Below are 22,984 nucleotides of genomic sequence, written 5' to 3' on the forward strand. Positions count from 1 at the left end.
CCTATGACATACAAAAACATGTTATTAGGTAAAATGAAGTACTTAATCCTGTTTTTGATTGCCATTCAGAGCGTACTACTTGCTCTGATGGCAATTTTTTTTACAGGTGTTCAGTATGAGGAGGCATGGCAAAGTTATAACCGTAATTCTAGGACAGTTACAGTTTATCTTCAAAGATTATCTGAAGAACAGGCGCAAAGTGTATACCAATACTTTTTGGAACAAAGTGACTTGTCTATTTGGACGAAACGTACTACAAATAGTAGTAGGGATGGTTCAATAAATAGAATATATTTAGATGTTCTTGGCAATCCTGAAGGTTTTTCAGATTTTACAAACGGTGGTAAAATAATTTTATCACGCCAACAAATTTCAGATTTATTATCCCATAGTGACAATAACTTGACTATTGGACTTGATAAGGGAACTGATAATATGCTCTATGAATTACCGAGCTTGTTATTTACAACCCCTGTTGTTATTAATCGGTTAGACCATATTTTTCAAGAAACAAATACAATAAACGGGATATATCATATCAATGGTCTTCAGGACGACCTCTCAAGAGAAACGTTTTTATCAAATCTCTCATCTATTACTGGGATTTCTGTTGAAGACTTGACTAGAGAGAGTTTTGGCAGTAATACTGTTGAGGGAATTGTGCCAATCGTTTTAGCTGCTAGTATTGCAGTAAATGCTATGGTTCTTCTTGTTCTTTTCCTAATATGTGTTTTACAATCCTTTAAACATTTTGGGACATTGATACTACTTGGATGGGATAGGAAGGAGTTGTGGTCTGCCCTCTTTAAGGATTCTCTTCTGTTTTCTATTTATATTGCACCTGTTTCCGCACTAGCAACTTGGTTTTTGTCAGGTTGGGCTAGTTTTGGATTATCATCATTTGTGTTAGTCTTTGCGGGTACAAGTCTTTCAATCTTGTTACTATTGCTAACATTAATTATTCCAAGTATTGTTGTTTATTGGGTTTCTCCATTAGCTGCAATTCATAAACGGTTACCAATGAAACCATTAATGGCAACCAGTTTGTTATTCTATACTTTAGTAGCTGGTTTATTAATAGCAGTTAGTCATTCCTTAGATGCGCCAATGAATCAGTTCATTGATAATGTCAAAGTAGCTAGGGAGTGGAAAAGTGTCGAAAATATGTATGTTATTTCGGATTTTGTAGAAGGGGATGATATAGGAACCTACTCTGGTAATACAAATTCATTAGAAAGCAGCATGTATCACTTTTACCAACGAATTTCAGAGATTCCAGGTGTTTATATTGCTCAGGGAGAATATCTCGGGCAAGAATACCTTGATACAATCTATGGTACGTATCAAAATGTTCCTAAAAAACCATTTTGGTATTTAACCTATTCTTATAATTACTTATCTGAACTAGGAGTTGAGTTAAGTAATGAAGAATTATCCGAAATACGTAATGGTGCCAGATTGTACCTTATTCCTGATACTCTAGGTTCAGCGGATGTTGAAACCATGAAGGCTTACTTACAAGAAGTTGTTCGAGTAAAACCAGGGGATATAGGGACTAAGTTTACAGAAAATCCAAGATTTTTATTTAGAACCTATCAGCCATCTAAGTCCATTTTTACTTGGTCAAGATCAATCGATCGAGGTGTAACTAGTGAAGAACCTGTTATTTTTGTAGCAGCTCCTGAAAACTTGTACTTCATGGAATCAGCAAACCTATCTGTGAGTGGATATGACGGAATTTTGAAAGTTCGTGATAAGGAAACAACGAATCAGGTAAAATCAATTTTAGAAAATGAGTTCCCTGATTTATCAGACAATGCACTGAAATTTACAACGGTTAAGAATTATATCAATGGACTTCAGAAAGATCTCGGCTATACTTTCTACCTATTTGGAAGTATCATTGCTATTATTGTCTTTACTATGATGGCTATCTTTTGGAGTTTTGTCTTGATTTATCGCTTGCTTTTCGAAGAAAAACTGTATGTACAATACTTCATGGGCTTTTCTCCTTGGAAGAGGTATAGCGGTGTTCTTTCTCTTGTCGTTGGTGTTTCTGCGATAGAACTACTAGTTTCTATCTTACTAGGCTCTAAGTTGGGAATAGTTTTAGCACTAGTTACATTTGCTTTCCAATTATTACTTCTTTACTTCAATCTATTCCGTAAAGAAGTAGAAAGTCTCATACAATCGTTTAAGGGGTGATTTAATGTCTATGATTTCCGTACAAAATGTGTCAAAAAAATTTGGGTCACGTGAGATTTTAAAAGACTTAAGTTTTGATGTTGAGGAAAATGAATTTGTAGCTTTAGTAGGGCCATCTGGTTCTGGAAAATCTACGTTACTTAATATGATTGGCCTTTTGGATAATATTGATAGTGGTAAGATTTTAATCAACGGGAAGATCTTACCAAAAGTGAATTCGCGTTCTGCGGTTAACTATCGAAAGAATGTTATCAACTATCTATTTCAATCAAATGCACTCATCTCTACATCCAGTGTAAAAGATAATCTCATGCTTGCTATGAACTTTACTAATTTCTCTAAAGAAGAGAAGGAGAAAAAGATTAAAGAAACCTTGCGGTTTGTTGGTTTGGAAAATAGACTAGATAGCAAGGTCAATGAATTATCTGGAGGTGAGCAGCAGAGAATCGCCATCGTGAGAGCTATTCTAAAACCAGGTGATATCATCTTGGCAGATGAACCAACAGGTTCATTGGATCCTGATATGGCTCAAAAATCATTTGACTTAATTCGGTCATTGAGAGATCAGTTTGGAAAAACAATTCTAATCGTCACACATAATTTAGACCATGCGAAACAATGTGATCGAATTGTCTCGTTGAAATCAGCTTTTGTAAATTAGTCTACTCACTCGCAACTGAGACAATCATTTTAGTCTATAGAACAACGAAGAAAGTGGAAGTTTAAGGATGAAAATTTTGAATACTATATGACACAACAGCCAAATTTGTACAATCATCTAGAGTTATAAACTTATCTAGTGGTTGAAAATCATATTGATGACATCCTTTGTCTGCATATAATTTTCAACAATAAATTAGTAGATATGGTTGTTTTACATTCATTTCAAAAGAAAACTGTCCCTATCCCACATTGTTTTAAAGGCGAGACTGTGACAGTCTTAGATGACGATGAGGTGACGTGGCATTTGTTAGAATTTCAGGATTTTAGAACTTGTTTGACTTCAGTGATTCAGCATGGAGTTCACTAAAATATAAGAAAAAGAATTTTATCAGGAGAAGTATACTACTATATATAGCGGAAAATCGTAAAAAAGCAAAGACGAAGTAATTACCTCGTCTTTGCTTTTTTAGTATAATGAACACCTTCATGTCAATGAAGTCAATATCGGATGGTAGCCCTTTTGAGTAATCAAAAATGCCCAAATTAATTAAAACTTGCGCATCTTATTAATTTTACAAATTGGGTATTACTACTTTATGCCACCCTTTTTCAAATATATTATACAAAAAAATGAAAAGGTTTACAAGGAATTGACGGTTATAGGAACTATAATTCTCATCACTTTGAACATTAAAAAGGAGAGAACCAATTTAGTCCTCTCCAGATTGTAACTTTATATCAACCCACTACAGTTGACAATGAGCCAAGGATCAGTCGCTATCATCTCTATGGGGCAATCAAGACAAGCACAGACACAACAGATCAGTCATTTGCCTATAACTTCGAAGTTCGTGACGATACTGGACTTGACTATTCAGGATAGGGTTACCTCTATGAAGGTAGCCCTATTTTTTTGACTGTGAATGAATCGAAGCGATGGGATTACACAGAGTTAGAATTTCTTTTTGCTTTGACTGAGATACATGAGTATAGATTTGTGTGACTGAGATAGAACTATGTCCAAGAATTTGTTGAATGTATCGAATATCTACATCACTATCTAGAAGCATTGTTGCGAAACTATGTCTAAACATATGGGGGGTAATAGGTGTAGTTAAGTTATGTTGTTTAACAAGGGTATTTAGAATTAAACGTACACTTTGCTCTGACAATGGGTTGAAAGAATATTTTCCAGAGAATAGGTAGTCACTGGGTTGAAAGCAGTAGTTATTTATATATGTTTCTAGTAAGCTAAATGTTATTTGATCTCCTAAAAATAGGATACGTTCTTTCTTGCCTTTTCCCATAATATGGAGAGTCCTATTTGAAAGATTAATGTTTTTAAGATGAATATGACAAAGTTCGGAAATCCTAATTCCAGTTGAAAGCAATAGGGAAATGATTAGCAAATTTCTTTCAGCTTTTTGTTTTTGATATTTAGTTTTTGAATAGGTAACTTTCTGTTCTAGATGTGAAAAAATACTTTTCAAAATATCATAAGGAATCGTTTTAGGTAATATTTTTTCCGTTCTAAATTGATAACGTAATTGATTAAAAGGATTCTCATCAACTAAATTATGATATTTTAAGTAGCTGTAAAACACCTTCAAACTAGCAATTTTGCGACGTAATGTATTAGATTTAATATTGGATTTCGTCAAATGTTCAACATAGGTTTCCACACTGCTGTAATTTGAATTGTAAAATTGCAAAAGATCATTTTTGTAAGCTCGAATCGTATGTGAACTCAAGCGTTTATGGGTTTTGCAGTAGTCTAAGAAAGTAGAAATATGTTTATAATCCATGAATAACTCCTTTATCAATAATCATGCTATTATATACTTATTTGAATGCTTTGTATAGTGATAATAAATAGTTATCGGTAGGAGAGAAATGTGAGAGAATTTCAATATTTCATAAGTTATTCAAGAGATATTTACTACGAATTTGTAAATCATCTGAATAATATGTTAAACGAAATAGGATTAAAAACCTGGATTGACAAATTTGAAATTAACATTGGAGATGAAATAATTGATAATCTATATACTGTACTCGATAAAAGTGCTGATTATTATGGAATTATTTTTATATTCGATGAAACATTCTTTAACAAAGCATGGTGTATAAAAGAGCTAGATTATGCGATGAAGAAAAGGATTCCTTTTTTTCCAGTATTGTATAAAATAAAAAAAGAAGATATTCCTAGTGAGTATACCTTCTTAAAAAATTATAATTTATTAACGGTATCATCGTTAAAAGAGATAGATTATATCGTAGATCGCTTTATATTACTGCATTTGAACAATATTGTTTGTAGAGATATTCCTAAGTTTTCAATCAGCAGTTATGTCGGTAACTTTTTATTAGAACAGATTCGGTGTTGTACTGTAAACAATATTGACGCTATTTTTATCATAGATAACTTCTCTCAATATTTGAGAAAGCAGAAAAAGTCAGGAGATTTTAAACTAACTCACGAAATATTATTTTGTACTGAAATAACTCAATTATTAAAAGAACGCTTATTTAGGAAAGACTTTCAGGGAGAATATCATTTTAAAATACTGGAAATTATCCAAGAAATATACACAAACATATATATGTGATTGAAATTTAGAGAATATCAAACAAAAATAGAGATCCATCGAAGTGAAGTCAATCGTTGAGTCTCTATTTATATTACGGGAGCATTCTTTATATACTTGCTATCCATGATGTAAGACTCTCTGATATATTTAATGCAGTCAATAATAGTTTGAGATAGAATTTCAGGATCCTTCTCCGTTAGTAACTTATCTAGAAAAGGAGTGAGATAGGAATATTTATCAATTTCAGATAAAAGTGTTTGATATACTTCTAAAGAGCTCCAACCAGTTGAACCTACAGGAATAATAAATCTATTTTGCTTCATTGCCCTATCAAAATCTTCCAGTACTCCCCTAGAATTAGATAAAGTCCCATCATAATATTGGTTTCCGAATACAAATATAACTATTCCTGCTTCTGATATCATATTATCTTGAAATCTTTGTTTTGCAGATCTATCAATATGTTTATCGCTCCCCTTAATTAATGGGAGAGTTTTAATTTTTAAATACTTCGAAATATCAAGATTTTTATCATTAATCGCTGTCATCACACCATTAATCACCTGTGGTCCTACACCTTCTATATTCCCATTTCCAACAATAATTCCATTATCAATTAACTTATATCCTAAAAGATATAAAAACTCAGTAGCACTAGTCTCATCCCATTCTCCATAATTTCTGCAACTTCCAGCAATAAAGACACTGTTGGTTAAATATAACTGATAGCACTGATTAAAGATTTCATCAATCTCATTATAATTATCAATCAAAATAGTATGAATGCCATATCTTTTTAAATCATTTATTTCGAGCTCTTGTTTTATCTTGCCATATTCTAATTCGTTTTCAGGGGCGTTGGAATTTTTAAACATATCAATAGATAAATTTTTCCGAAAGCAATAATGCATTCTAATATTTTCCCCGATTAATAATCTAATTTTACTTAGAATTTGCTGAATATCTGGATCATTTAAACTATATCCTACAAATACAAATGTTTTACTAATCAGATCTCCTCGAAGTGTTTGGATAAAAAGTTTGTGACTCTCATCAAAACTCTCATAATCATCCCGAGTCAACACTGCCTCATAGGGTCTAGAAATATCTCCATGAAATTTATATACAGTAGTATCAATATTTGGGGGTGTAATTGATAAATCGTTATTATCAATCTTGACATCTACGCGTCTTCCAGATTTCTTCAAGTTGTCTTCAATTAAGTGATCATAATTAGTTGTCCAAAAAGTCCCGATGGGCATACTTGTTAGAAGTGTCAGCAAATTATTATCTTTAGAGTCTTTAGTAAATTCTTGTATTAGTTTTTGTGTAATCTGATTTTTTGAATGTGCAGAATTTTTATAGTACTGTGCAACTGAAATTAAGTCGTGTTCTTTATCAATATCTAGTCCAATCGAATCAGAAAATTGCCGTAATAGTTCTTTCCAGTTTACATACCCTGAGGGAACTGAGAGTCCTGCGCCAGCAAAAACAGCTACATTATTTTCTAACATTGCTGCACTAAAATCAGAAATAAATTGTTGTTTTAGTTTTTTCATCCTTCTCCTACCGATAACTATTTATTATCACTAGTATACCATAAATTCCTACCTCCAATATGTTTTCGATTGTAGTTTTCATTCTCAAAGACTTTTTGAACAGCCTCATAATACTCTTTCTTCAATAACTGAATATGTGGCATTCTATCTATCGGCATCAACGCACCAAAAATGGTGCGTTTCTCTATTTTGTGCTATAATAGAAATAAATAAAAGGAGGAGTTACATGATTGGAGAAAATATAAAAACGTTACGTAAAACACATAAATTAACGCAGCCTGAATTTGCAAAGATTGTTGGTATCTCTAGAAATACTCTGAGTCGTTATGAAAATGGGACAAGTCGAGTTTCGACAGAATTAATAGATCGTATCTGTAAGAAATTTAATGTTTCTTATATCGATATCGTAGGAGAGGAAAAAATGCTCACACCAGTAGAAGATTATCAGTTAACTCTGAAAATTGAAGTGATTAAAGAACGAGGGGCGAATATCTTAGCGCAACTTTATCGTTTACAAGATGAACTAGAAATTGCATTTGATGATGCTAATAATCCTTGGCTTCTAATAAGCGATGATCTTTCTGATTTGATTAACACGAAGATTTATCTTGTTGCAACTTTTGAGGATGTGGAGCGATATAATGGCTATTTGGATGGAATTGAACGTATGCTAGAACAAGCTACTCATCTGGTGGTGGCTTAATGAAACTAGAAGAATTTAGTCAAGATGATTTTGAACGAGCATCCAAACGACTCGTTCGTTCTTTAACTCGTGGGAAAACAACCTCATCTCAGCCTAAAGCTATTTTGCTCGGTGGACAGAGTGGTGCTGGTAAGACAACGATTCATCGTGTGAAACAAAGGGAATTTCAAGGCAATATCATTATCATTGATGGAGATAGTTATCGCTCTTTTCATCCGAACTACCTTGACCTACAGGAGAAGTATGGCAAAGATAGTGTGGATTATACTAAAGTATTTGCGGGTCGAATGGTTGAATATCTCGTAGATGAATTGAGTAAACTAGGCTATCATTTGTTAATCGAGGGCACATTGAGAACGACAGAAGTTCCTCGAAAAACGGCCCAATTATTGGCAACTAGAGGTTACCAAGTCTCACTTGCACTGATTGCTACTAAGCCAGAATTGTCCTATCTCAGCACCTTGATACGCTATGAAGAGCTCCATGCTATAGACCCTATTCAAGCTAGAGCGACTCCCAAAGAGCACCATGATGGAATTGTAGAACATTTAGTTGATAACTTACGAGAGTTGGAAAATGATAAGATTTTTAATCAAATTCAAATTTATCAAAGAGATCAATCGTGTGTTTATGATTCGCAAGTAGACGAAACCTCAGCGATAGAAGTTTTACAAGAATGCCTCTTCGGAAAATGGAGTAAAGTGGAGGAAGAGATGTTGAAGTTGGGACAGGAACGGTTGAGGAAGTTGAGTGATAAATAATAGAGGAAGAAAATATGAAAATTATAAAAATTAATGTTCAAAATTATCGTCTATTGAAAGATTTTTCTTTAGAATTAAAAAATGATTTATCACTAATTGTTGGTAAAAATAATTGTGGTAAGACTTCGGTTTTATCTGTGTTAGAAAAGATATTCAATAAGAGTTCTAGTAACACCTTGACATGGGAAGATATTAGCTTAAATCATAGAAGAGAAATTTATGAAAAAGTAAAGTTAGTTTCTAATATTTCCGAGAAAGATTGGGAACCTATTTTAGGTATTAATCTTCAAATTTGGATTCAATATTCGGAAATGGATTCGTATCAAAATATCCAAACATTAATGATGGATTTAAATCCCGATAACAACTTTATTATTCTTGAATTTACATATATAATTCCTATTCAAAAACTTAGTGACCTAAATTTTCAAGTTAGTGAATTTATAGATGATTTTGCAAAATTTGAGTCGTTTATGAAGAAAAATATGAGTAAATTTTTCGAAATTCGGATTTACTCATTGGGATACGATCCTGTGACTCAAAAATTAACAGAAGAAAAGTCTGATTTACTTGAAATGAAAGATATTCATAAAGTTATTAAAGTCAGAGGGATTAGTGCAAGTCGAGAAGTATCAAATAAGGAAAATAACCATTCACTATCTAAGACATCAAATAGATATTATAAATTAAATAATGGTGATAATATTGATAACGCAGCAAATAATTTACTTCAATCTGCGATTATTGAGGCGGATGAAACTTTAACTAAGGCATATAGTGGTGATGGTGAAGACAGAGGGATTTTTACCTCAATCTTTGAAAGAATAAAAGGATTTGGTGGAAATGACAGTGAGGTAGAATTGGCCATCCATTCATCCCTGTCTGAGAGAGATATTTTAAGCAATAATACGACACTGTATTATAGACATGATGATAGTTTATTGCCGGAAACATATAATGGCTTGGGGTATTTAAACCTATACGGAATGATTTTTGGGATTGAGACTTTAATGGCAGATATAAAAAATGAACCTGCTGATATTAATCTAGTTTATATTGAGGAACCCGAGTCGCATACACATCCACAGTTACAGTATATTTTCATCAAGAATATCAAAGGTTTGCTGAAGGAACATGATGATTCCTTAAAAACAGATGAGAATACTAGTGGTATTCAAACTTTAATCACAACTCACTCATCTCACATAGTATCTGATTGCAACTTTGATGATTTAATTTATTTTAAGCGTGATAATGGTGAGGTTATATCAAAAGCGTTTAATTCATTGAAAGAAGAATATGGAGATGATAAACTCGGGTACAAATTTGTTAAGCAGTACTTGACACTTAATAGTAGTGAATTATTTTTTGCTGATAAAGTCATTTGTATTGAGGGTGACACTGAAAGAATTTTACTACCAACGATGATGCAAAAAGTGGATGTGGCTAATCCGATAAATCAAGATTCGATTACTATGCCTTTGCTCTCTCAAAATATTTCAATTATTGAAACGGGTGCCTATTCACATGTGTTTAGGAAATTATTTGAATTTTTAGGAATTAAAGTACTAATTATAACGGATATTGACAGTACGAAGGAAGAAGAAATAACTGATAAAAACGGAGGAGTGCGTACTGTTAATAAATCTTGTGCTCCTAAAGAAGGTACTCATATTAGTAATAACTCTATTCTGGATTTTTTTGGTAAAGATAGTTTGAAGTCTGATACCAAAACTCAATTTGAATTAGTGACTGAAAAACAAAAATACGAAAAATATATTGGGAATTTTCGTATTGCATATCAAATTCCCGAAGATGGAAAAGATTATCAACCTGCTAGTTTTGAAGATGCCTTTATCAGTTTAAATAAACAATTCATTATTGACCAAAAAGCTGGTCTTATTGAATATAAAGCCTTAAAAAACTTTGATGATAGGGAAATAGAAGATTTCTATAAATTTGCTAGGGATAAAGTGAATAAAAAATCTGCATTTGCATCAAGTTTATTATACTTTGAAGATGAAGAAAATACTTGGAAAGTACCAAACTATATTTCGGAGGGATTATTATGGTTGAGAGAACAATAGAACCAGAGGTAGAAAAAGTATTTGAATTAATAAAACAAGGTCAAAATTTCATTCTTGAAGGTGGTGCTGGAAGTGGGAAAACTTATTCGCTAATTTCAATTATTGAAAAAATATCTATGGAAGAACCCAAGAAATCAATTGTATGTATTACCTATACTAACAACGCTGTTGCGGAGGTTAAATCACGAATCATTAATGATAATTTATGTGTTTCAACAATTCACGAGTTTATTTGGCATGTCATTGGAAATTTCCAAAAAGAGATTAAAGAATGTCTTGTTGAGTTAATAAATGATGATGCACAAAAATTATTCATTGCTCCAAAGGAAGTATTAGGTGAGGAACTTATTTCGCTTGATTACTTTGATGGTGTTCGTGTTGAATATACTGAATGGTATTCTATGAGCATAACTGAGCAAAATAAAGTTCAAATAAGTCATGACCATATTCTTATAGTTGCTGAAAAAATGTTTTCCAAATATAAGAAGTTATGTGATATTTTAGCAGATACTGCAAACTATATTTTTGTTGACGAGTATCAAGATACGAGCCCCTTAGTTGTAAAAATTTTATTAGAGCATCTAGAAAAGAGTACTAGAAATAATATTGTAGGTTTTTTTGGAGATTCAATGCAGGCTATCTATGATTCAGGAGTGGGAAACATAGATTCCTACGGTCTTGAAAAAATACAAAAAAATCAAAATAGACGTAATCCACAAAAAGTTATTAATTTAGCGAATAAATTTAGAAGTGATGGATTAGTTCAGGTTCCTTCAAGTGATGTAGCTGCTCCGAACATGAATAATGGTAATGTAATTCAAGGATCGGTGAAATTCATCTATGGCGATGGAATTAATCATCTTGAAGATCTTAGAAATAGCAAACTATTTAAGGACTTAGAGTTTGATATACCACAGAAAACAAAGGAGTTGCGATTAACACACAAACTTAATGCGGAAATGGCAGGATTTTCTAGACTATTTGAATTATATAATTCTGATTTGCTTGTGAAATTAATTACAGATATGAAGAAAAAAATTAATGCAAGTGAGATAGTTGATAAAGGAGAATCTTTTGAAGAATTAGTAGAAGAAGCTCAAATAGTTGTTAGAAGGGGTGGTCCATTAATAATTGATGTTGTCAAATCTACCCCAGACCTTTTAGCTATTTACGATGAAATTAAGACGTTTTCGTTTGAAGAAGTGATTAGTAAGAGTAAAGTTAATAAAGATTCCTTATTGGCTTATAAATTTAATGGTTTAAGTAGTAGGTATGAGGCAGGTACAGATAGAGATAGGATTCTTAAAAGATTAGATTTAATCTATGAACTATTAGAACTATATAAAATAGGTAAGCATAATGAATTTTTACGTATTACGAAATTTAAAGTAACTTCGACAAAAGATAAAATTAGTCTATCTAAAGTTATGACAGAAATCTCAGATGATGATATAACAGTTGGAAAAATTATAGAGCTTGCAGAGGAAAATGAATTAATTTCAAAGGATGACCTATTTACTAATTTTATTGAAAATAGGGGATATTATTTATGGTCACGACTTAAGATATTACCATTTCAAGAATATGTAAATAGTATCGCTTATCTTAGAGAATATGTATCTGTTATAACTCAGCATAAGGTTAAAGGCAGTGAATATGAGAATGTCTTAGTTTTGTTAGATAATGGAAGATGGAGTCAATATAATTTTAATTCTCTATTTGGCAAAGGTTCAGCTAATGAGAATGTTCAAAACAGAACTAAGAAACTATTTTATGTTACAATCACTAGAGCAATGAAAAATTTAATTGTTTATATGCCAAGTAATGATCAACAGATTGTTGAAAAAGCTAAAGATTATTTTGAACAGAGTGATATTGTTAATGTTCTGTCATTAGTTGATGAGTAAATAAACTTTAACAATTGTTGAACTTAATGTTGAAGGAGCAATTATGATTACATTGGAAAATGATTTACTTGAATTTGATATTACAGGAATTTTAGGCTATGAAATCAATCAACATATTGATTTTTATAATACTGGAGTCGAAGAAGCTTATGCGGCAATAAAAAATAAAGATGACAGAACAGCACTGTCCATTTTAAGAATATTAAAATCACAACTAGACATAGAGTATAAGTATTTTGATTCTAAAAGGTTTTGGGATTTTGGTGCATTAAACGATGCTTATAGTTATGTTGATGGTATAAAAAGAGCTAGTCGAGCATTGGTGGGAGCACCCAATTATCGAAATATGAAATCCATGCTTTATGACATTCAAGATTATATGACTAGAACAAGGTTTGACGATGATAGGTATTACGGGAACATATTCGCTTTAGCTGTTGACAGATATTTAGATGAGATGATGCCTTCGGAACGTCATTCGCGTTTAGGAATATTCCTTCAAGGGATTAGAACATTTTACCATCGACCAGGAAAAGGTACAGCAAAACAATGTCATGCTCTATCTAAAGGTCTCCGTTCCAAGGATATAGAACCTTTTGTCTTCATAGAGTATATTGAGAAATATTTGCGATAATTTATAATGCACTCCGTATATCAAATGTACAAAACAATAACAATTCAAAAGGTGTGAACTTTTTGGTAAAATATAGCTCAATTTGTGTATTTTTAGGGTAAAATTCACACCATTCAATTGAAAGTTATTCAAATTAGATGAAATATTTCTTTCTTAAAACGTGGGGAAACATTGATATTAAGCATATATTGAAATTCATTCAAATACGAGATGTTCAAAAAGGGATTGAAATTTTATTGTCAATCCCTTTTTTAGATAAAGAAAATAATAATGGTGCTAATTAGGATTAATACCTAAATAAGTTTTAATTTTCTTTTCAAGAAAATCAATATGTTGGTTAATTTCAGTTTGTTGCTTATGAAGTTCATCAAGTTGAAAAAATAGTAGTCTAAGTCGTTGAGGAATTGTGGAGTCTCCTTTATATCTTAGGTCAGCGTATTCTTGCATATTTTTAATAGACATTCCCGTCTTTTTTAATCTAATAATGAATTGAGTCCACGCTATATCAGAGTCATCATAGTATCTACGATTATTTTCTTCTCTGTGTGAGTAAATCAATTTTTCTTGCTCATAGTATCGAAGTGTGGGAATAGGAAGTCCAGTTTTTTTAGCAAATTCTCCAATAGAATAGTGAGCCATAATATTCCCCCCTTTATTTTTTATTATTTTAGCATAATTTTTAAAAAAATCAAAAAAATTTCAGTTTTCTCTTGACATAAAGTGCACTTTACTATGTAAAATACATAGTATCAAAGGAAAATGAAGCATTTGCTGCACAATCAATAGCTTGCATAAGACAATTGGGAATCAATGATATGGATAAGGTTAATCCTAAGAGTGGTGCCATTGCTTTAGGGCATCCAGTTGGAGCTTCAGGAAGCAGAATACTGGCTACTCTAATTTATGAGTTGATTGAAAATAAAGGAAATTATGGAATCGCTTCTTTGTGTATCGGTGGCGGAATGGGAGCAGCGACTCTTATAAAAAATGCAAATAGCAATCTGTAAAGGAGAAAATAGTATGGAACAAACGAAGAATTATACTTGTATTACTGGAGCCAGTGCTGGTATAGGAGCGGAGACAGCAAGACAATTTGCAAAATTAGGAACGAATCTTATTTTAATTGCTCGGCGTCAAGAACGACTAGAAGAATTGAAGCAAGAGATTTTGAACCATTATCCGGATTTAGATGTTGTTATTAAAGTTGTTGATTTATCGAAGTCCAGTAATGTTTTTGCTCTTTATGAAAGCTTGAAAAAATATCACATTACTACTCTAATAAATAATGCTGGTTTTGGAAATTATGATAAGGTTGAATCTCAAGATTTAGAAAAGATAATAACATTAATCCATCTAAACATTGAAGCTTTAACAATTCTATCAACTCTATATGTGAGAGATTATAAAGATTGTAAAGGCGCTCAATTGATTAACTTATCATCTAGAGGCGGATACATGATGGTTCCAAATGCAGTTACATACTGTGCAAGTAAATTTTATGTCAGTGCTTTTACAGAAGGCTTGGCATTGGAACTAGAGGCAAATCAACATCAATTAAAAGCTAAGGTTTTAGCTCCAGCTGCCACAAAAACGGAATTCGGTCAAGTTGCTACAGATTCTAAAGAATATGATTATGATGAGCATTTTGCTAAATATCACACAAGTGAAGAGATGGCACAATTTTTGATGGAATTATATCAAAGTGACAAAGTTGTTGGTTTAGTTGATGTTACAAATTTTGAATTTCATCTTAGCGGACCACTACTTAAACATTAATTATTTTAATAAATATAGATAATGTGGTATCGATTAATAGTTGCAGTCGTTTTATGATAAGAAGAAAGCTTCTGAAACGTTAGATTTCAGAAGCTTTTTGTCTTTAAGTTTTGAGTAAGTTATAATTTTCTGTGATATTTAGGATATTTAAAAAATATACAAGTGTTTTTGTAGATTAATTTACAATTTTTCCAGTATTTTACCAAGTAGTTCTTCTAACTTTCCTAAGTCCCCATAGACTGTCCCATCCATATAAAGATTGTAAACTTCATCATCTTGTTCCACGCGTATTTGTGCAGAGTATCCTTTTGATAATGCTAAGGAACGAATGACTTCTCGTTGAGTTCGTCCATTCCCTTCTCGAAAGGGATGGAAATAATTAAGATTATCAAGAATTTTTGCTAATTGTTTAATAATCTCATCTTTTGAATTAGCAGTTTGATAATAGGTATGAATAAGGCGGTTTATATATGCTTGGGCAGTACTGAAAGATTGTATTGACATAAAAGAATTCCCATTTTTTGAGATATTCACCTTGCGAAATTGTCCCGCCCAAGCATAGACATCTTGAAATAAATATTTATGAATGGCTAAAATATCACTAATGGAGTAGACTTCTATGGTTTTCAAGCGCAAGTCTGCAAGCCTTTTAGTAACGAATAAATGCTCATTCCGGTAGGCTTCTTCAATATTTGTAATATTTTGTTTGTTGATTAAGACTGTAGAATTTGGATAGGTATATTGGTGATTGGGGTCAATGTACTCATAGCCTTCGTATTGATTTTTAACCAATATTCAATTCCTTTCGTCTGTTGATAACATAAGTTTTTAAGTCAATCACATCTTGAACAGTAGGTTCATAATTTTCAATCATTGATGACCCAATAGCATACCAGACAGTATCAAAATCTGAAAAGTTATCAAAGGGAATCCCTAAAATTGTTAATTCTTCTTTATTTACATCAAGAGTCATGGCACACCTCCTTGTATAGAGTTATCCTTATTATACCATAAAATCGGTATTTTCACCTAAAGGATAGAGACTGTTATTAAAGTATGAATTTATGATAAAATAATTTTATTATAAAAAGAAATAACAGAGGTATAGCATGGAGCCATATATTACAGAAGCTTTAGTAAAAGCAGGGATTGAGTTGGGAACTCTAACATTTAAGGGAACAACAACACTAGTGAATAGTAAAATTCAATCATTAAAGGAAGAACGTAACGCCGATAAATTACGAAATACTTATGATGAAATTGTAAATGAGTTACTTTCGGAACGAGAACAGGCAATTAGAATTGCTCAGGCATATAAAGAAGAATATGAAAAAGTACATATTGATGATAAAGATATCGAGTATTTGCACAACACTTTAGAACGGGTTATTTCTCTTCTATCTTCATTTACCAATGTTGAAGATGGGAAAGAAGATTCAATGAAACAATTGGTTGCTTTACTTAATAAGGATACTTTAAAGACTATGCAATTATTAGGATTTAATTACAAGGAGGCGATAGGAGAACCTTTAACGGAGGTTTGCTCAAATGCTATAAGAAATAAATTAGGAAGTCTATCATCTAAGAAAAATGTACGTAACAAAAAATAATTGAACCAATGGTGTGAACTTTTTGGTAAAATCTAGCTCAATTCATGTATTTTTAGTGTAAAATTCACACCATTCAAATGAAAGTTATTCAAATTAGATGAAATTGTTCTTTCTGAAAACGTGAGAAAACATTGATTTTAAGCGCATTTTGCAACGTATTCAAATAGAAGTGTTTCCAACCAGGTCTTAAGAAAGCTCGTAAAGCATCACAATTATCAAAACGTTAATCAACACGCTTATATCAACGTTTACAGACATTTAAGAAATTTCTCTTGGATGTCTTTTTTTGTCTAGCTAAATTTTACAAATTGGGCAATTTAGGTTACTCAATAATATAAAAAAGATAAAAATTTAAAGTTCGAATTTTAATTTTAAAAAAAGTAATTATTATTGAATATCTGTTCAAACATTTTTTCTTTTCTAAGGTTAATATAAGTATATATACTTTAAAAAAGGAAGTCAAACATCTTGCTCATAGATTTTTGCATTTTTAAAAAAAACATTTTGCATATAATAATGTGGAAAATTGACGGATTCCTTAAATAATCATATAATATGAATATGTAAACCCTTACATACTATTCTACTTATACTTGATAAAATGCAAGTTCTTGAGGATCTATAAATATATAGACACTCTTCTATTTATAAAGTGAAATAAAGAATCACGGAGAAAGTTTATGGATATTAAAGAGACATTCAACCAGCTAGACAATACAAAATTTAATGATTTCAATAATCGCCTTGAAGGTTTTGAGAAACTTTTTAAAGACAAATATTATTTTACCCATCCCGAAGATTTTAGCTCAATCTTTAGCATTTTGGTAAAGTATGGAAAAAGTACAAGTAAATATATTTTATCGAAAGGAGAGATATATGAGTGAAATAGTTATTAATGCTCAGAATTTATCTAAAAATTTTTATAATTTTGATTCAAGACTCCCATTTATCAAGAGATTTTTGAAACGTAATCAAATAACGATTCGAGCTGTTCAAGATATTAGTTTTACGATTAAGAGAGGGAGTATAGTTGGCTTTATTGGGAGTAATGGAGCTGGTAAATCCACAACGATTAAAATGTTGACTGGGACTCTTTATCCTAGTTCCGGAAAATTAGAAGTGAATGGAGAAATTCCATTTAAAAGAAGTATAAATTTTAGAAAAAAAATTTCAATAGTAGTAGGAAATAAATTACAGTTATTTCAAGATGTTTCGGCTATGGATTATTTTCAATTGATTGGTACTTTATATGAGGTAGAACCGGCGATTTTACAAGAACGAATTCAGGAATTAAGCAATTTGTTGAATGTAAAAGATCAGCTTTACCAGCAGGTCCGGACCCTCTCTCTTGGACAAAAAATGAAAATGGAGTTTATCGCGGCATCTTTAACAAGTCCGGAAATATTATTTTTAGACGAGCCTACTATAGGGTTAGATATACAGTCTAAAAAAGATATCAGAATATTTTTAAAGAAAATGAATGAAGAATGTCATACTACTATTATTTTAACGAGTCATGATATGGATGATATTTCGTCTGTTTGTGACGAATTAATCGTCATTGACAAAGGAAAAATTATTTTGCAGGAGTCAATGGATGTTATTTTATCTAAATTTTCTGATTTTAAATATTTAAAGATAAAAATGACATTAGATTTGGTACCAGAGTTATGCTCTGTTAAAGGAGTAGTAGTCATTTCTCAAACAAAATCGGAATGTATACTAAAAATACCTAGAGATTTTGTCTTTGAGACATTAGAATCAATCAATAAGCTTGTAGATATAGAAGATTTTGAAATATTAAATCTTTCTTTAGAAGAAATTATTTTACAAAACTATTTTACAAAAAAGGAGCACAATTGAAAAAAGAAATGTCTATTATTCTGATATCATTTCGATCTATTTTGAACTATAAATCAAGTGTACTATTGTTAATGTTACAGGCAAGTATACAAATTATGATATCAGTATTTTTATGGACGTATATATATAAGAGTAACCAGATAAATATAGCAGGATATGATTTTACCTCAATGGTTCAATACTATTTGGGGACTATAATTTTTTCATATTTTGTTTTTTATCCAGTTGATTGGGAAATCAATGACGATGTTCATTCAGGAAATTTTTTTAGCATATTAATAAAACCTGTTACTTTTTATAAGTATTATTTTTGTAAAATGCTTGGAGATAGGCTTGCTCATTTATTATTCATCATCATTCCTGTCATTTTATTCTCCAGTGTTTATTACAAGAATGAGTTATTAACCATTGAAATTCTTATTTTAGGAAGTATTGCAATTATTCTATCTATGGTTCTATGGTTTTTAATATCATGTTGTGTAGGTATGCTTTCTTTTTGGTTAGAAAATATATTTTTTGTCCTTACTGTTAAAGAAATAGTAATTCAGTTTTTATCAGGAATATTATTGCCTTTAAGTTTTTTTTCAAATAATTTTCGTCTGTTTTTAGATGTATTACCTTTTAAATACTTAGTATATGAACCGCTTCAGATGTTTAGTAATGATACATATAAATTAATAGACTATTTGAGAATTATTTGTATTCAATTGATTTGGTGCATCATTTTTTATATTATATCAAGATTCATATTGAGAAAAGGAGTGGAGCACTTCTCAAATGTGGGAGGATAAAATGTTTAGAATAAAAGTAATTTTTAGGCTACTTCATTTTGGTTTTAAATCTGATATGAATTTTCATTTTGACTTCTTTTGTGGTCTATTTTCGTCGATACTGTGGATTGGTTTACCTATTGTATTTTTTAGATTGATTTTCTTAAACATAGACTCTTTTAATGGTTGGGACTATTATCAAATTTTATTTTTGGTAGGTTCCTACACTATTGTAGATGGAGTTATGATGGGATTGTTAATTAGAAGTATGGGAATTTTAGAATCAGATATTTTGAGTGGTAACTTGGATCAAATTTTATTGAGGCCGTTTGATACACAGTTGTTCTATATTTTTAGATCATTTAATTTAGTTCAATTCGTGAATACTTTTTTTGGTCTTGCGATCATTTTTATAAGTTATGGAAATTTAAATGTACATTTAAATTCATTAAAAATATTATTTTATATCCTTTCTTTAATGTGTGGTTGTATTATATATTATTCAATTTGGTTTCTAATAACGATTAGTTCATTTTGGTTCCCAACTAAATTTTCAAAAGTAGATGTATTTTTGAATTATATTGGAATTTCTAAGTATCCATATAATATTTTTACAGGTATTAACAGATTGATCACTATGTTATTTGTTCCCAATTTATTAATTGCCAATCCTGCAGTATTAATATTTTTAGGGAAAGATACATTGAACCTATTTTTCTATCAAATAGTTTTTACAGTTTTTTTGATTATTATCAGTCGTACAATTTTTAGAAAAGGATTGAAAAAATATGAAAGTGCAGGAAGATAAACAATGTTGTTCAGTTATATGTTTGACTAAAGGAAGTGATTCGCTGTACTTTGTTTTGTGGTCATTGAAACATCAGATAATTATAAACTATAATTTAAAGAATAGTATTATTAACTTATAGGTGCTAAGAAAAAATTTAAAGAAATTCCCTCATTCAATCAAACTTATTCATATTTTTTAAAATAAGAAAATAGTTGGATTTTGATGATGGTTGATATAAAGCTAAACTGAAAGTACCTGAAATCCAACTGTGTCAAACCAGGTCATACGATCTGTGAGAAAAAGAACACATAACAAAAAGAGGAGCTTCACAATAAAGTTCCTCTTCTTTTATATATCCGAATCATTATTCTTATTTCAAAAAAGGTAGTGAAAAAGGTAGTGATTCGGTTGATTTATATTGCAATGTAGTGAAATTTAGAATTTCAAGAATCGCTTAAAATCAAGGTTTCTAACATCTATTGACGTGTAGTGAACCCCTATTTCACCTCAGTAAACACAACGTGTTTGCGAAGTTTTGGTGAGTATTTCTTCAATTGAAGACGGTCTGGAGTGTTACGTTTGTTTTTAGAAGTAAGGTACAAGCGTTCACCAGATTCTTTGTGTTCAAGTGTAATATTTACGCGCATGGTATCTCCCTTCTATTATTCAGCTGATGCAGCTTTAGCGATCTTACGTCCTTTGTAGTATCCTTTAAGTGATACACGGTGTGAACGTGAGTAATCTCCAGTTGCTTCGTCAAAGTTTACAGATGGAGCTGTTACTTTGTAGTGCGTACGACGTTTGTTTTTCTTCGCTTTTGATGTGCGACGTGCAGGTACTGCCATTTCGTTTTTCTCCTTTTAAGATATAAATTCAATTAGGTTTGATTTTCATCAACTGTAACAGTATAACAAAACTTTTTTGTAAAGTAAAGTTACTTGACAAAAAAATTGAAATTTTTGGGAAAAGTTTCTTCTCCCTAGTTGATCTCAAAGTTTGGATCTGTCTTTGGGCCTTCTTTTATGCTATAATGGTAAAAAATGGAACGAGAGGAATGACATGACAGAATTAGACAAACGCCATCGTAGTAGTGTCTACGATAGCATGGTAAAATCTCCCAACCGTGCCATGCTTCGCGCGACGGGAATGACCGATGAAAGCTTTGAGAAACCGATTGTCGGAGTGATTTCGACATGGGCGGAAAATACCCCTTGTAACATCCACCTCCACGATTTTGGAAAATTGGCCAAAGAAGGTGTGAAAGATGCAGGTGCTTGGCCGGTCCAATTTGGCACCATTACGGTTGCGGACGGGATCGCTATGGGGACGCCTGGGATGCGCTTCTCCCTGACGTCACGTGATATCATTGCGGATTCTATCGAAGCGGCTATGGGCGGTCACAACGTGGATGCCTTTGTGGCCATCGGGGGCTGTGATAAGAACATGCCTGGTTCGATGATTGCCATTGCCAATATGGATATCCCAGCGATCTTTGCTTATGGTGGGACCATTGCTCCAGGGAATCTCGATGGAAAAGATATCGACTTGGTTTCTGTTTTCGAAGGAATCGGGAAATGGAACCACGGTGATATGACCGCTGAAGAAGTGAAGCAACTAGAATGTAACGCCTGCCCTGGCCCTGGTGGCTGTGGTGGGATGTATACGGCCAACACCATGGCGACAGCGATTGAGGTCCTTGGGATGAGTCTTCCTGGTTCCTCTTCTCACCCTGCTGAATCGGCTGATAAAAAAGCCGATATCGAAGAAGCAGGTCGTGCTGTTGTCAAGATGTTGGAAATGGGACTCAAACCATCGGATATCTTGACCCGTGAAGCCTTTGAAGATGCCATTACTGTCACCATGGCGCTGGGTGGTTCTACCAATGCGACCCTTCACTTGCTTGCGATCGCTCACGCGGCTAACGTGGACTTGACCCTTGAAGACTTCAACGATTTCCAAGAGCGTGTGCCTCACTTGGCGGACTTGAAACCTTCAGGGAAATATGTCTTCCAAGACCTTTATAATGTTGGTGGTGTGCCAGCCGTCATGAAATACCTTCTTAAGAATGGTTTCCTTCATGGGGATCGTATCACTTGTACTGGTAAAACTGTTGCTGAGAACTTGGAAGCCTTCGCTGATTTGACACCGGGTCAAAAAGTCATCATGCCACTTGCAAATCCGAAACGTGCCGATGGTCCATTGATCATCTTGAAAGGGAACTTGGCTCCAGAAGGGGCGGTTGCCAAAGTATCAGGTGTGAAAGTTCGTAACATCACGGGCCCTGCTAAGGTCTTTGACTCAGAAGAAGCTGCCATTGAAGCCGTTCTTTCGGACGAAATCGTGGATGGCGACGTTGTCGTTGTTCGTTTCGTAGGTCCTAAAGGTGGTCCTGGTATGCCGGAAATGCTGTCCTTGTCATCTATGATCGTTGGGAAAGGCCAAGGAGACAAGGTGGCCCTCTTGACAGACGGACGCTTCTCAGGTGGGACTTACGGTCTCGTTGTCGGTCACATTGCGCCTGAAGCTCAGGTTGGTGGCCCAATCGCCTACCTCCACACAGGGGATCTGGTGACCGTTGACCAAGATACCAAAGAAATTACCATGCATGTCTCAGACGAAGAGTTAGCAAAACGCAAGGCAGAAACAACCTTGCCACCACTGTATAGTCGTGGGGTTTTGGGTAAATACGCCCACATCGTTTCTTCAGCATCTCGTGGTGCCGTGACCGACTTCTGGAATATGGAACAGTCTGGTAAACAATAATTGCAAGGACGACTTTGTCCAAAGAGAGAGTGGGACAGAAATCGGTAATTCGTTAGAATTCGATTTCGTCGTCCCACCTCCGCACAGTTGAGTAGGGCTGTAAAAACTGATGAAATCAGCGTAGTAGAGCCCACTCAACCACTGCGTCTTGCTCGACAATCCAAAAATAATTGAGAGGCTAGGACTTTTGTCCCAGCCTCTTTTTTTTGTCTCAGAGTGGCTATTTTCAACCCTGTCGCTGAAGCGTATGAATATTACTTTTTGGGAGATTTGAGTGTATCATCTGCCATTTTTCTTGTAAA

General features: G+C 32.7%; 22 protein-coding genes and 1 pseudogene. 16 read left to right on the top strand and 7 right to left on the bottom strand.

Going from position 1 to position 22,984, the window contains the following annotated elements; genetic code table 11:
• Nucleotides 1-3: 3 nt before the first annotated feature.
• Both HMPREF2904_RS01380 and HMPREF2904_RS01385 read left to right on the top strand, forming a co-directional pair.
• Nucleotides 4-2,205 (top strand): ABC transporter permease, encoded by a 2,202-nt coding sequence (locus HMPREF2904_RS01380; RefSeq protein WP_049496930.1) that lies wholly within the window; start codon nucleotides 4-6, stop codon nucleotides 2,203-2,205.
• Between the two features lie 4 nt (nucleotides 2,206-2,209).
• Nucleotides 2,210-2,866 carry an ABC transporter ATP-binding protein gene (locus HMPREF2904_RS01385; RefSeq protein ID WP_049492958.1) on the top strand — a complete coding sequence of 219 codons (657 nt, stop codon included), beginning with the start codon at nucleotides 2,210-2,212 and terminating at the stop codon, nucleotides 2,864-2,866.
• A gap of 907 nt (nucleotides 2,867-3,773) precedes the next feature.
• Here HMPREF2904_RS01385 and HMPREF2904_RS01390 read toward each other — a convergent pair.
• On the bottom strand, nucleotides 3,774-4,673 hold the full coding sequence (locus tag HMPREF2904_RS01390; protein WP_070505413.1) for a tyrosine-type recombinase/integrase: 900 nt from the start codon (nucleotides 4,671-4,673) through the stop codon (nucleotides 3,774-3,776).
• A 90-nt stretch (nucleotides 4,674-4,763) separates the two neighbouring features.
• On the opposite strand from HMPREF2904_RS01390, the gene HMPREF2904_RS01395 reads away from it, so the two are divergent.
• Nucleotides 4,764-5,477, top strand: coding sequence for a toll/interleukin-1 receptor domain-containing protein (locus HMPREF2904_RS01395; RefSeq protein WP_049514396.1), 714 nt, complete (start codon nucleotides 4,764-4,766; stop codon nucleotides 5,475-5,477).
• Between the two features lie 68 nt (nucleotides 5,478-5,545).
• Here the strand turns inward: HMPREF2904_RS01395 and HMPREF2904_RS01400 are convergent, their stop codons facing one another.
• Complete coding sequence (locus HMPREF2904_RS01400; protein WP_049514398.1) at nucleotides 5,546-7,018, bottom strand: SIR2 family protein; 1,473 nt, start codon at nucleotides 7,016-7,018, stop codon at nucleotides 5,546-5,548.
• A gap of 226 nt (nucleotides 7,019-7,244) precedes the next feature.
• Between HMPREF2904_RS01400 and pezA the strand changes: the two genes are divergently transcribed.
• From pezA to HMPREF2904_RS01425, 5 genes are read left to right on the top strand one after another with little or no spacing between them, the layout of a single operon-like run.
• Entirely contained in the window at nucleotides 7,245-7,721 is a 477-nt protein-coding gene (gene pezA / locus HMPREF2904_RS01405) for a type II toxin-antitoxin system antitoxin PezA (RefSeq protein ID WP_070659538.1), read from the top strand.
• Nucleotides 7,721-8,482 carry a type II toxin-antitoxin system toxin PezT gene (gene pezT / locus HMPREF2904_RS01410; protein ID WP_070659540.1) on the top strand — a complete coding sequence of 254 codons (762 nt, stop codon included), beginning with the start codon at nucleotides 7,721-7,723 and terminating at the stop codon, nucleotides 8,480-8,482. The genes pezA and pezT overlap by 1 nt, the downstream gene beginning before the upstream one ends.
• A gap of 14 nt (nucleotides 8,483-8,496) precedes the next feature.
• Nucleotides 8,497-10,569 carry an ATP-dependent nuclease gene (locus HMPREF2904_RS01415; protein ID WP_070659542.1) on the top strand — a complete coding sequence of 691 codons (2,073 nt, stop codon included), beginning with the start codon at nucleotides 8,497-8,499 and terminating at the stop codon, nucleotides 10,567-10,569.
• Nucleotides 10,551-12,476, top strand: a complete 1,926-nt coding sequence (locus HMPREF2904_RS01420) for an ATP-dependent helicase (RefSeq protein ID WP_070659582.1) — start codon at nucleotides 10,551-10,553, stop codon at nucleotides 12,474-12,476. Before HMPREF2904_RS01415 ends, HMPREF2904_RS01420 begins: the two co-directional genes overlap by 19 nt.
• Nucleotides 12,477-12,519: 43 nt before the next feature.
• Nucleotides 12,520-13,110: a hypothetical protein gene (locus HMPREF2904_RS01425; protein WP_070659545.1), complete on the top strand. Its 591-nt coding sequence runs from the start codon at nucleotides 12,520-12,522 to the stop codon at nucleotides 13,108-13,110.
• Between the two features lie 276 nt (nucleotides 13,111-13,386).
• Here the strand turns inward: HMPREF2904_RS01425 and HMPREF2904_RS01430 are convergent, their stop codons facing one another.
• Nucleotides 13,387-13,749 carry a MerR family transcriptional regulator gene (locus tag HMPREF2904_RS01430; RefSeq protein WP_070659547.1) on the bottom strand — a complete coding sequence of 121 codons (363 nt, stop codon included), beginning with the start codon at nucleotides 13,747-13,749 and terminating at the stop codon, nucleotides 13,387-13,389.
• A 119-nt stretch (nucleotides 13,750-13,868) separates the two neighbouring features.
• Between HMPREF2904_RS01430 and HMPREF2904_RS01435 the strand changes: the two are divergent.
• Both HMPREF2904_RS01435 and HMPREF2904_RS01440 read left to right on the top strand, forming a co-directional pair.
• A pseudogene (locus HMPREF2904_RS01435) lies at nucleotides 13,869-14,117 on the top strand (acetyl-CoA C-acyltransferase); the annotation flags it as partial.
• A gap of 13 nt (nucleotides 14,118-14,130) precedes the next feature.
• Nucleotides 14,131-14,886, top strand: a complete 756-nt coding sequence (locus HMPREF2904_RS01440; RefSeq protein WP_070659551.1) for an SDR family NAD(P)-dependent oxidoreductase — start codon at nucleotides 14,131-14,133, stop codon at nucleotides 14,884-14,886.
• 180 nt (nucleotides 14,887-15,066) lie between these two features.
• On the opposite strand, the gene HMPREF2904_RS01445 is transcribed toward HMPREF2904_RS01440, so the two are convergent.
• On the bottom strand, nucleotides 15,067-15,678 hold the full coding sequence (locus HMPREF2904_RS01445; protein WP_070659553.1) for a Fic/DOC family protein: 612 nt from the start codon (nucleotides 15,676-15,678) through the stop codon (nucleotides 15,067-15,069).
• Nucleotides 15,671-15,859, bottom strand: a complete 189-nt coding sequence (locus tag HMPREF2904_RS01450) for a hypothetical protein (protein ID WP_014713950.1) — start codon at nucleotides 15,857-15,859, stop codon at nucleotides 15,671-15,673. Before HMPREF2904_RS01450 ends, HMPREF2904_RS01445 begins: the two co-directional genes overlap by 8 nt.
• Before the next feature lie 136 nt (nucleotides 15,860-15,995).
• On the opposite strand from HMPREF2904_RS01450, the gene HMPREF2904_RS01455 reads away from it, so the two are divergent.
• The 5 genes from HMPREF2904_RS01455 (at nucleotide 15,996) to HMPREF2904_RS01475 (ending at nucleotide 19,937) form a co-directional block, all read left to right on the top strand.
• Entirely contained in the window at nucleotides 15,996-16,496 is a 501-nt protein-coding gene (locus tag HMPREF2904_RS01455) for a hypothetical protein (protein WP_070659555.1), read from the top strand.
• A 680-nt stretch (nucleotides 16,497-17,176) separates the two neighbouring features.
• Nucleotides 17,177-17,380, top strand: coding sequence for a hypothetical protein (locus HMPREF2904_RS01460; RefSeq protein WP_003010127.1), 204 nt, complete (start codon nucleotides 17,177-17,179; stop codon nucleotides 17,378-17,380).
• Nucleotides 17,373-18,359 (top strand): ABC transporter ATP-binding protein, encoded by a 987-nt coding sequence (locus HMPREF2904_RS01465; RefSeq protein WP_070659556.1) that lies wholly within the window; start codon nucleotides 17,373-17,375, stop codon nucleotides 18,357-18,359. Before HMPREF2904_RS01460 ends, HMPREF2904_RS01465 begins: the two co-directional genes overlap by 8 nt.
• On the top strand, nucleotides 18,356-19,150 hold the full coding sequence (locus HMPREF2904_RS01470) for an ABC transporter permease (protein WP_070659558.1): 795 nt from the start codon (nucleotides 18,356-18,358) through the stop codon (nucleotides 19,148-19,150). The genes HMPREF2904_RS01465 and HMPREF2904_RS01470 overlap by 4 nt, the downstream gene beginning before the upstream one ends.
• A gap of 1 nt (nucleotide 19,151) precedes the next feature.
• Nucleotides 19,152-19,937 (top strand): ABC transporter permease, encoded by a 786-nt coding sequence (locus tag HMPREF2904_RS01475; RefSeq protein ID WP_003013947.1) that lies wholly within the window; start codon nucleotides 19,152-19,154, stop codon nucleotides 19,935-19,937.
• 479 nt (nucleotides 19,938-20,416) lie between these two features.
• Here HMPREF2904_RS01475 and rpmG read toward each other — a convergent pair whose 3' ends face one another.
• Nucleotides 20,417-20,566 carry a 50S ribosomal protein L33 gene (rpmG, locus tag HMPREF2904_RS01480; RefSeq protein ID WP_001265622.1) on the bottom strand — a complete coding sequence of 50 codons (150 nt, stop codon included), beginning with the start codon at nucleotides 20,564-20,566 and terminating at the stop codon, nucleotides 20,417-20,419.
• A gap of 15 nt (nucleotides 20,567-20,581) precedes the next feature.
• A complete protein-coding gene (gene rpmF, locus HMPREF2904_RS01485; protein ID WP_003009516.1) occupies nucleotides 20,582-20,764 on the bottom strand; it encodes a 50S ribosomal protein L32 in 183 nt (60 codons plus the stop codon).
• 214 nt (nucleotides 20,765-20,978) lie between these two features.
• On the opposite strand from rpmF, the gene ilvD reads away from it, so the two are divergent.
• The gene (gene ilvD, locus HMPREF2904_RS01490) at nucleotides 20,979-22,682 is read left to right on the top strand and encodes a dihydroxy-acid dehydratase (RefSeq protein ID WP_070659561.1); all 1,704 of its coding nucleotides are present in this window, start codon (nucleotides 20,979-20,981) and stop codon (nucleotides 22,680-22,682) included.
• Nucleotides 22,683-22,984: the final 302 nt, after the last annotated feature.

The organism is Streptococcus sp. HMSC072G04 (genome assembly GCF_001813295.1).
Taxonomy (GTDB): domain Bacteria; phylum Bacillota; class Bacilli; order Lactobacillales; family Streptococcaceae; genus Streptococcus.

Coding starts and splice junctions, on each gene's coding strand:
- HMPREF2904_RS01450 (WP_014713950.1), bottom strand. CDS start 15,859: ATGACTCTTGATGTAAATAAAGAAGAATTAACAATTTTAGGGATTCCC.
- rpmG (WP_001265622.1), bottom strand. CDS start 20,566: ATGCGCGTAAATATTACACTTGAACACAAAGAATCTGGTGAACGCTTG.
- ilvD (WP_070659561.1), top strand. CDS start 20,979: ATGACAGAATTAGACAAACGCCATCGTAGTAGTGTCTACGATAGCATG.
- HMPREF2904_RS01460 (WP_003010127.1), top strand. CDS start 17,177: ATGGATATTAAAGAGACATTCAACCAGCTAGACAATACAAAATTTAAT.
- HMPREF2904_RS01455 (WP_070659555.1), top strand. CDS start 15,996: ATGGAGCCATATATTACAGAAGCTTTAGTAAAAGCAGGGATTGAGTTG.
- HMPREF2904_RS01475 (WP_003013947.1), top strand. CDS start 19,152: ATGTTTAGAATAAAAGTAATTTTTAGGCTACTTCATTTTGGTTTTAAA.
- pezT (WP_070659540.1), top strand. CDS start 7,721: ATGAAACTAGAAGAATTTAGTCAAGATGATTTTGAACGAGCATCCAAA.
- HMPREF2904_RS01390 (WP_070505413.1), bottom strand. CDS start 4,673: ATGGATTATAAACATATTTCTACTTTCTTAGACTACTGCAAAACCCAT.
- HMPREF2904_RS01425 (WP_070659545.1), top strand. CDS start 12,520: ATGATTACATTGGAAAATGATTTACTTGAATTTGATATTACAGGAATT.
- HMPREF2904_RS01420 (WP_070659582.1), top strand. CDS start 10,551: ATGGTTGAGAGAACAATAGAACCAGAGGTAGAAAAAGTATTTGAATTA.
- HMPREF2904_RS01385 (WP_049492958.1), top strand. CDS start 2,210: ATGTCTATGATTTCCGTACAAAATGTGTCAAAAAAATTTGGGTCACGT.
- pezA (WP_070659538.1), top strand. CDS start 7,245: ATGATTGGAGAAAATATAAAAACGTTACGTAAAACACATAAATTAACG.
- HMPREF2904_RS01380 (WP_049496930.1), top strand. CDS start 4: ATGACATACAAAAACATGTTATTAGGTAAAATGAAGTACTTAATCCTG.
- HMPREF2904_RS01415 (WP_070659542.1), top strand. CDS start 8,497: ATGAAAATTATAAAAATTAATGTTCAAAATTATCGTCTATTGAAAGAT.
- HMPREF2904_RS01465 (WP_070659556.1), top strand. CDS start 17,373: ATGAGTGAAATAGTTATTAATGCTCAGAATTTATCTAAAAATTTTTAT.
- rpmF (WP_003009516.1), bottom strand. CDS start 20,764: ATGGCAGTACCTGCACGTCGCACATCAAAAGCGAAGAAAAACAAACGT.
- HMPREF2904_RS01430 (WP_070659547.1), bottom strand. CDS start 13,749: ATGGCTCACTATTCTATTGGAGAATTTGCTAAAAAAACTGGACTTCCT.
- HMPREF2904_RS01400 (WP_049514398.1), bottom strand. CDS start 7,018: ATGAAAAAACTAAAACAACAATTTATTTCTGATTTTAGTGCAGCAATG.
- HMPREF2904_RS01440 (WP_070659551.1), top strand. CDS start 14,131: ATGGAACAAACGAAGAATTATACTTGTATTACTGGAGCCAGTGCTGGT.